The 8,300-nt window shown below is 34.9% G+C and carries 7 protein-coding genes and 1 pseudogene; all 8 read left to right on the top strand.

What is annotated here, in order from left to right; genetic code table 11:
- Positions 1-30: 30 nt before the first annotated feature.
- The 8 genes and pseudogenes from glf (at position 31) to JCM10991_RS16480 (ending at position 8,255) form a co-directional block, all read left to right on the top strand.
- Entirely contained in the window at positions 31-1,146 is a 1,116-nt protein-coding gene (gene glf, locus JCM10991_RS10625; RefSeq protein ID WP_025021465.1) for a UDP-galactopyranose mutase, read from the top strand.
- A gap of 2 nt (positions 1,147-1,148) precedes the next feature.
- A pseudogene (locus JCM10991_RS13810) lies at positions 1,149-2,571 on the top strand (flippase).
- A gap of 285 nt (positions 2,572-2,856) precedes the next feature.
- The gene (locus tag JCM10991_RS10615; protein ID WP_025021464.1) at positions 2,857-3,918 is read left to right on the top strand and encodes an FRG domain-containing protein; all 1,062 of its coding nucleotides are present in this window, start codon (positions 2,857-2,859) and stop codon (positions 3,916-3,918) included.
- Between the two features lie 149 nt (positions 3,919-4,067).
- Positions 4,068-5,663: a hypothetical protein gene (locus JCM10991_RS10610; protein ID WP_025021463.1), complete on the top strand. Its 1,596-nt coding sequence runs from the start codon at positions 4,068-4,070 to the stop codon at positions 5,661-5,663.
- Positions 5,664-6,384: 721 nt separating this feature from the next.
- A complete protein-coding gene (locus tag JCM10991_RS10605) occupies positions 6,385-7,218 on the top strand; it encodes a DUF4747 family protein (RefSeq protein WP_025021462.1) in 834 nt (277 codons plus the stop codon).
- Positions 7,219-7,306: 88 nt separating this feature from the next.
- Entirely contained in the window at positions 7,307-7,711 is a 405-nt protein-coding gene (locus JCM10991_RS10600) for a hypothetical protein (RefSeq protein WP_155889651.1), read from the top strand.
- A gap of 58 nt (positions 7,712-7,769) precedes the next feature.
- A complete protein-coding gene (locus JCM10991_RS10595; protein ID WP_081782003.1) occupies positions 7,770-8,162 on the top strand; it encodes an IS66 family transposase in 393 nt (130 codons plus the stop codon).
- 15 nt (positions 8,163-8,177) lie between these two features.
- Entirely contained in the window at positions 8,178-8,255 is a 78-nt protein-coding gene (locus JCM10991_RS16480; protein WP_155889652.1) for a transposase domain-containing protein, read from the top strand.
- Positions 8,256-8,300: the final 45 nt, after the last annotated feature.

The raw sequence follows: 8,300 nt of genomic DNA, 5'->3' as shown, positions 1-8,300 counted from the left end.
GTATTAAAATATATTTTGGAGGAAAACAAATTGACAAAATATCTAGTAGTAGGTGCGGGACTCTTTGGGGCAACCTTTGCCTATGAAGCGGCCAAACGAGGTCATCAAGTAAAAGTAATCGAAAAACGTAATCATATTGCAGGTAATATCTATACCAAAGAAGTGCATGGCATCCAAGTTCACCAATTTGGAGCACACATTTTCCATACTTCCAATAAAGAAGTGTGGAATTATATCCAACAATTTGCCGAATTTAATCGCTATACGAATGCTCCGGTGGCTAATTACAATGGTGAAATTTACAACTTACCATTTAATATGAATACTTTCAATAAGCTTTGGGGTGTTGTTACACCACAAGAAGCGATGGCAAAAATTGAAGAACAAAAGGCAGTTTTAGGTGGTAAAGAACCTGAAAACTTAGAAGAACAAGCCATCTCCTTAATTGGAACAGATATTTACGAAAAGTTAATTAAGGGCTACACTGAAAAGCAATGGGGACGGAAGGCGACTGAATTACCAGCCTTTATTATTAAGCGTTTGCCAGTTCGATTAACTTATGATAACAACTACTTCAACAATCTTTACCAAGGAATTCCAATGGGAGGGTACACCCAAATCGTTGAAAAAATGTTGGGCCACGAAAATATTACGGTTGAAACAGGTGTTGACTTCTTTGATAAGAAGGACCAATACTTGGCTGAATTTGATAAGGTGGTCTTTACTGGGATGATTGATCAATTCTTTAACTACGAGTTAGGTGAATTGGAATATCGCTCCTTACGCTTTGAAACAGAAATTCTTGACGAAGATAACCATCAAGGAAATGCCGTAGTTAATTACACGGATGCCGAAACACCTTACACACGGATTATCGAACACAAGCACTTTGAATATGGTAAAGGTGAAAAAGGTAAAACGGTTATTACCCGTGAATATCCAGCTGATTGGCAACGTGGTGATGAACCATATTACCCAGTGAACAATGAACGTAACAATGAAATGTATCAAGCTTATAAAGCATATGCAGCGAAGAATGCAAGCAATGTTATTTTTGGTGGCCGTTTAGGTCAATACAAATACTACAACATGGATCAAGTGCTTGCTGCGGCCCTAGAGACTGTTAAAAGCGAATTAGAAGGCTAAATATGAAAGTTATTCGTAACTATCTTTATAATGCAGGCTATCAAGTTTTAGCTATTATTGTACCTTTACTAACGTCAGCCTATGTCAGTCGGGTTTTACGCCCTGAAGGGGTAGGGGCTAACGCCTTTACCAATTCTATCATCAATACTTTATTTTAATTGCCAGTATTGGGATTGGTTATTATGGTAACCGTGAAATAGCTTATGTACGTGATAATAAAGCTAAGATGTCACAAACTTTTTGGGAAATCCAAATTATTAAAACTGTGATGACGATAGTAGCTTACCTTGCTTTTGTGGTTTTTATGATGTTTTGTACCTCAAATAAGACTTACATGTGGGCCCAATCAATTAATTTAGTAGCGGTAGCGTTTGATATTTCCTGGCTTTATATGGGAATTGAAGATTTCAAACGGACGGTTATTCGTAATACCTTGGTGAAGTTAATCTCGATGGTAGCAATTTTTCTATTTATTCGAGATGCGCATGATGTAACACTTTATATTATTGTCTTAGCTTTATCAACATTTGTAGGGAACCTGACATTGTGGCCTCATTTACGTTTCTTATTGAACAAAGTTTCGTTTAGGAGGTTGAACCCCTGGCGATACTTTATTCCAACGGTAGCGATGTTTGTTCCTCAAATTGCCACGCAACTTTATGTGCAGTTAAATCGGACGATGTTAGGGGTTATGATTGGTGAAACAGCGTCTGGTTACTATCAATATTCTGATAGCTTGGTAAAACTGGTTTTAGCTTTGGTGACGGCAACGGGGACAGTAATGTTACCTCATGTATCAAATGCATTTTCTAAGGGTGATACGAAAAAGGTTAATCAGATGTTATATAAGTCATTTGATTTTGTTTCAGCGATTGCTTTTCCAATGACTTTCGGTTTAGCAGCCGTAGCGACAACTTTAGGACCTTACTACTGTGGTCATGGTTACGGACCGGTGGGGCCGGCCATGATGATTGAATCAGTGGTTATTCTTTTAATTGGTTGGTCTAATGTCTTAGGTACCCAATACTTACTACCAGTTAATCGGGTAAAAGAATTTACAGCCTCTGTGACTATCGGAGCGGTAACAAATATTATTTTAAATATCCCCTTGATTTATTGGGCTTAAATGGTGCGATGTTATCGACGGTAATTTCAGAGTTAGGTGTAACGCTTTATCAAATTTGGGTCGTACGTAAAAATTTAAATTTTAGCGAATTATTTTCTGATAGTTGGAAATATTTATTAGCAAGTATAGTGATGTTTCTTCCGGTTTACTGGATGAATGGACATATTGCGACTAGTTGGCTAATGTTAATTTTAGAAGTATTAGTTGGGATTGTGATATATACGGTTATGGTATTTATCTTACGGCCTCAAGTTTTGAAAAATGCTAAGCATGTGATAAATGAACGAAGAAAACGTTAACGCTAATTTAGATTACTTCATAAAGCTATCTGGAAAAGGTCCTGAAATAAGTTACTTTCAAAGATGAAAATCTTAAAGCATTCTTGTTATGGAATATTGATATAGTAGAGTTCAATCGTAGACGAAAGTCTATATAAAGAAGTACACGAAATATTGTATACCCTCGGGCTATTCGTGTACAATACGCCCTGTTACATTCATGTACAATTTTTTGATAACGCTTACTGTACATTTGAATATACCAGGGGTATACTGAAAGTAGGATTGATGAAAGGTGTGAGTATAATGAATAATTATAAATCAATCGAGGTACATAGTGTGGCAGACTTTATTGAGAAGTCGAAACAAGTGTTGGAAAATGAAGAGTTAATTTACTATCGTGGGGAAAGTCAAGAATATGGTCGCAGTAAGTTAATTCCAAGTTTAATTCGTAGAGGGTTACCTGAATATCAAGTAATTAACGAGTATGTAAAACAATATCCTGAAAAGTTTGATGCTTTGAAGAATAATACTGCCCGGTTGTCACTTATGCAGCATATGACTTTGCCAACACGACTCTTGGACATTACTCGCAATAAGTTAGTGGCTTTGTTCTTTGCGACTTTAAGTAATGATGAAGAAGATGGTTACGTCTATGTTTTCAAGCCTAATAAAGAAGTCAAATATGGTACTTATAGTGATACGGTGGAAATTTTATCAACCTTAGCCTTTATGGACGAGGATGCCAAAAATGAAATTAATGCTTTAATTCAAGATTTTATTGATGAGGTTATTAAGTCAGGAATTACAGAAGCAGAGTATGTACTTTGGTATCGGAAGTTGGTTGAAAGTATTACGATTACAACCAATGTAAATTGTTGTTGTTGCTGCTGTTGTGGTAAGAAGTGCTGTGAGGAAAAAACGGTAGAGTGCCGTTTAACCAAGAAGTACATGAAAATCAACCAAAATTATCAAGTCTTACGGTTATACCACATGATTAAGCAAGATGTTGGTGATTTTCAACATGTCATTGATTTTGGGCGGATGTTAGAACCCGAAATCTTTGAATCTTCAATCACGAGTGAAAGATTAAAGAACCAACAAGGGAGCTTCATTATTATCCCAGATGTTTACCGTAGTAAACCACAAAAGAATGTCTTGACTGCTAATATAGATAAGATTCACTGTAAATTAGCGAAGTTGCAAGTAAAAGATCAAACTTCGGGAGAACTAATTCGCTTTAAGGTTCCTGCTGGTGTTAAGCAAGCCATCCATGCTGAATTAGACAAGGACTTAAATATTAACAAAGGTACCATGTTCACCGATATGGAAAGTATGGCACAGTACATTAGCGAAAAGTTTAGTTAATGGTATGTGTTACGCTTATTAGTAACAACTTAATTTGAAAATGACCCTGTTTGTATAAAATTGCAACAGGGTTATTTGGTTAGTATGGAAGATATGGTAGTGACTGGAATGAAGTAAAGCCACATGGAGATTTTGAGAAGGTGTGTGTAATGGATTTAATAAAGGAAATAGAACATCTAGATAACAGTTTTACACTAAAGTATTTTGGAACTAATGATATGTATACTGGGGTTATATTTGGTTCTGTGGCGAAGAAGTTTAATTTTTATGAGGAAATTGTTAAAAGTTTAGAACAAATTCGAAGTATGGATGAGTATGTGGCATATTTCATCGTGCAATTACTACAAAAGTTAGATAGGGATAAAGATGCTATTACAGATGATGAAAATATTAAGAAAAGATTTACAGAGATTATTAATTTAATTGATGATGAGAAGTTGAAGAAGCTTAAGAGGCAGGTGTATATCTTTTTAAATCAGCATGTAGAGGAGGTCTTTTCTTTAGAAGTAAAGAATCTATGCAACCTTAGTGATGTAACCTTAGACTTTATCAAAGATAATGGTGGCGGGAATCCTAAATTATATGAATATTTAATTGAGGTAAGACCATGGTATTTTATTTGGAACTTTGATGATTTCAAGAAACTATTCGGAAAGAACCCGCAACTTTTTGTGCAGCTACTTAAATGCTATGAAAATAGCGATTTTCACAGTAAAAGTAGCCTTTTGCCTATGCTACTTAGTGCGCGAAGTAAAAGTAAGTTAAAGGGCATTGTTGACGAATTTATTGATGAATATCGTCAAGAATTGGAGCAAGCTTTAAGTTCAGAAAGACTAGAGGATATTTATTTTACGGTAGAGTACGTCAAAGAATTGCTGCGATACTTAAGGAAAATAAAAGATAAACGGGCTTATCACTTTGAGGTCTTAGCTGAAAATCAAGAAGAAAAGGCAACTGCTTATCTTTTAGAGCATGGACAGGAAATTAGCTGTAACATACCATGGTCAGAAGTTTTAACGACATGGGACAAAAGTAGCACTAGCTATGATAAATTAAAGTATATTGTAAGTACATCCTTGGATCGTGCTGGCGGTAATAAGGGACTTTCAGATTTGTTGACATTATCAGATGATTATTACACTAACGCACATGTGGTTCACTTGGAGACTACTTTATTGGTAGGACAAGCAGTGTTTTATGAAATAATGATGAAAGACGAGCGGCTAGCCGAGTATACGGAGTGTGTAAATGAGTTTTTAATCAAAATTGATCAATTAGATGATGATCTTGAGGAAGGCGTACTATTTCAAGGACAGATGCTATTAGACAATTTTAAAATTTTAGCTAATAATTTAACTATCAAAGATTCGACGCTTATTTCTACTCTTAGCTATAACGTTGAGATGCTAGCGTGTGCGCTGATTGAAAAATTATTGAGAAAACAGTTTTTAAGAGAAAATATGGACAAAATATATGTTCCAATCAAGGAGAAAATGCTGGGAAGTTTGCTAGACCACCAAAATGAGGTTAGACTTCAGGCTTTTAGTCAGGAACATTTACAAAACTTAAAGTACTATTTAGGAAGTGTTGGAAAAGAGGGGAGTTTAGGGCATGACTACCGTAATCGGCTTGCTCACCTGGCAAGATTAAAGAATCGTGATTTAAATCCGCAGATTGCTGCTAGGATGATGTACTTGTTTACTGATGTTCTGGTTAAGATAGTTGAATGGAATGACTTTAAATAGGTAAGTTGGTATAGTGAAATTTCTTGAGCTAATGGATATTGGGATGGTGGAGTTCCCCATTCTGTCTAAAGAAGTATACAAATAGTCTAAGGGCTTGTAAATTCCCAAGCTGGTACAATCGGAGGGTTACGTTATCGTTACGAGTGGCGGACAAAAGTTTTTGTAGGTAAATTTTTTTAACTAAATACAAAAAACTCTTAGCGGTACAATGATTACAATCAAAAAACATCATTATCTCGTAGGATACCTTGAAAAAATAAAACTATATGGGCAAGGAGTATCGCTGGGGACTCTACTGAAGGGCACATAAGTACTGTTTATCAGCAAGATTCAGTTCACGCCCTATGGCATGGAGCGTCGAAGGAGTCAATGCATTAGCTACGGTTCGGATGATGTGTTACAACAAAATAGATATTTTCGAAATCTGTAAGCGAAATCTAAAGAAACACACGAAGAATGATAAGTACTACGAAAACTTTCAAACTAGGGTTTTGACGTCAAATTCTAGTTTGAACAGGGTAATAGTTAACGTTGGAAAAAAATAAAAATATAAGAATTTACAAATGCCGTTATATCAACGATAAAAGTGAATTACCCATAAAAAGTTTTAACTATCTATTTATGCTTAATGTCTTTTATTATTAGTTGTTTAACGATATAATTAATAATAACTATGAGGAATTTTATGATGTAAAGGATATGTAATTGAGGAGATTCTTAGATGAAATTTTTTGCAATGAAATTGAATATTAGTGAAAATATTTTTAATAGTAATTTTAAAAATATTAAAGAAGAGCTTATTCCTAAAAGGATTTTGTCGTTTGCTAAGGAACCTGTTAATCGAAAAGATGAGTGGACATTAGTAAATGTAAAGTCACTTGACAATAACATTATTATGGGTGATGTTGCTAAACCATTACTCCAAAAAGTTACGCAGATAGATGGTTCAGTAACCAAAGAAGTAGCGTTTGAATATGTACAATTAAGTCCATTTTATTATTTTGTAAAAGAAGAAATTATATTATGTCACCCTTATAATACTTCAAATAAAACGTCAGTTTTTAATCATTTTAAAGGCATTATTTCAAGAGATGCTGAGATTGGTGATGTTGATATTAGATTGTTGTCTAAAACGAAAGAATTTGAGAAAAATTTACTGAGTGAGAATTATTCGGTACGGAAACTCGAATTAGATTATGTAACTCCCAATGATCCACGAACACTCAATGAAATCCAAGATATTATTACCGAAAATAATGCTAAAACGGGAAAACTTACTCTTGAAAATAAGGAAGAAGGTTTGAAAGTAAAATCGGAAGATGGTAAAACAACAGATTTTATCAAAAACTTGTTACAGATTACTAGGAAAGGGTTTGGAAATATAAAAGCTACGTTGGTAGATCAAGATAATAAAAAAACAGTGATTGAAACAAAGGAAAATCCAATTAAGAAAACAATTGATGAAGTAGATAAGGAGAACATTGAGGTAATAAATCGTGTTAAGGGTGAGATAATGAGTTCCATGGAAGATGGTGAAAGGGAAGATGAAGAATAGTATATACGAGCGTGCAAAGCTTTCACGCATAATATTGAAAGCAGTAAACCGACACTTGTTTCGTTGGCCTCTATGGGGGGCAATTATTATGAGTTTCATGATTGGAATACTTCTCCATGTGAAAGAAGTAAAATTTGTGAGTGTTATGCGAGAAATTAACGTACAGATATTTAATGTTGCTATTGCCGAAACGTCACTTATTTTAGCAGCAATGGCCATTATTATCGTGGTTTATAATAAAAGTATATTGAAACAAATCATAAATGTTGGGAATGGGACTTTTGAGGGGTTTATTTTTCCTTATATATGGGGAGCGAGCCTGTGGACTATTTTGGCAATTGGATCATTATTTTTTAGTTTGTTTCCGAGATTCTTAGAAATCTTTTCTATTGTAATTGTGTATTTGGGATTAGTTATTTATGCTATTTGTTTTATGCTTTATATCATTGGTGAGCTGATACAGCATGTGATGCTTTCATCTGAGATTGAGTAAATACATGGTGAAATACTGTAATGTGTATGGTGCTAGTTAAGCGAAGACAGCGCCTTGGATATCTTTAACTCACGATAGACGAAAGTTCTTCAAAGCAACCGAAAATAGCTGTTCTTCGCAAGGAATAGTTGATTTGCTTGATGAAATTTTCAATCTTAATCGAAAAACGACTAAGTTATCTGAAAATGATCGGTATCACTTTTTGCGAAATAAAATGAAGCCTAAATTAGAAGAGGTATACAACCGTATCATATTGGCGGGTGAGAAAATATCCTCTAAAACGGCTTTGAGTGACTCTGTTAGCTATATGATTAACCAAAAGGCTTATCTCATGAACGTCTTCAATGCAGGTTACTTCGAGTTAAGTAATAACAGTGTTGAACGGGCTGTTAAAGAGAACGTTATGGGACGAACAAATTGGTTTTTCTCATACTCATTTGACGGTTCTTAAGCCAATGCCGTAGCAATGACTTTGATTAAAACAGCCAAGCTTAATGGGCTGAACCCAGAATCCTACCTGGAAAAGGTCAGAAGTTGCTTCTAAAGATTTCCTTGAAGAGGAAGAACTTGAAGTCCTCTTGCCATGGAA

The organism is Ligilactobacillus equi DSM 15833 = JCM 10991 (genome assembly GCF_000615765.1).
GTDB lineage: Bacteria > Bacillota > Bacilli > Lactobacillales > Lactobacillaceae > Ligilactobacillus > Ligilactobacillus equi.
This window is presented reverse-complemented; position numbering and strand designations above follow the sequence as displayed.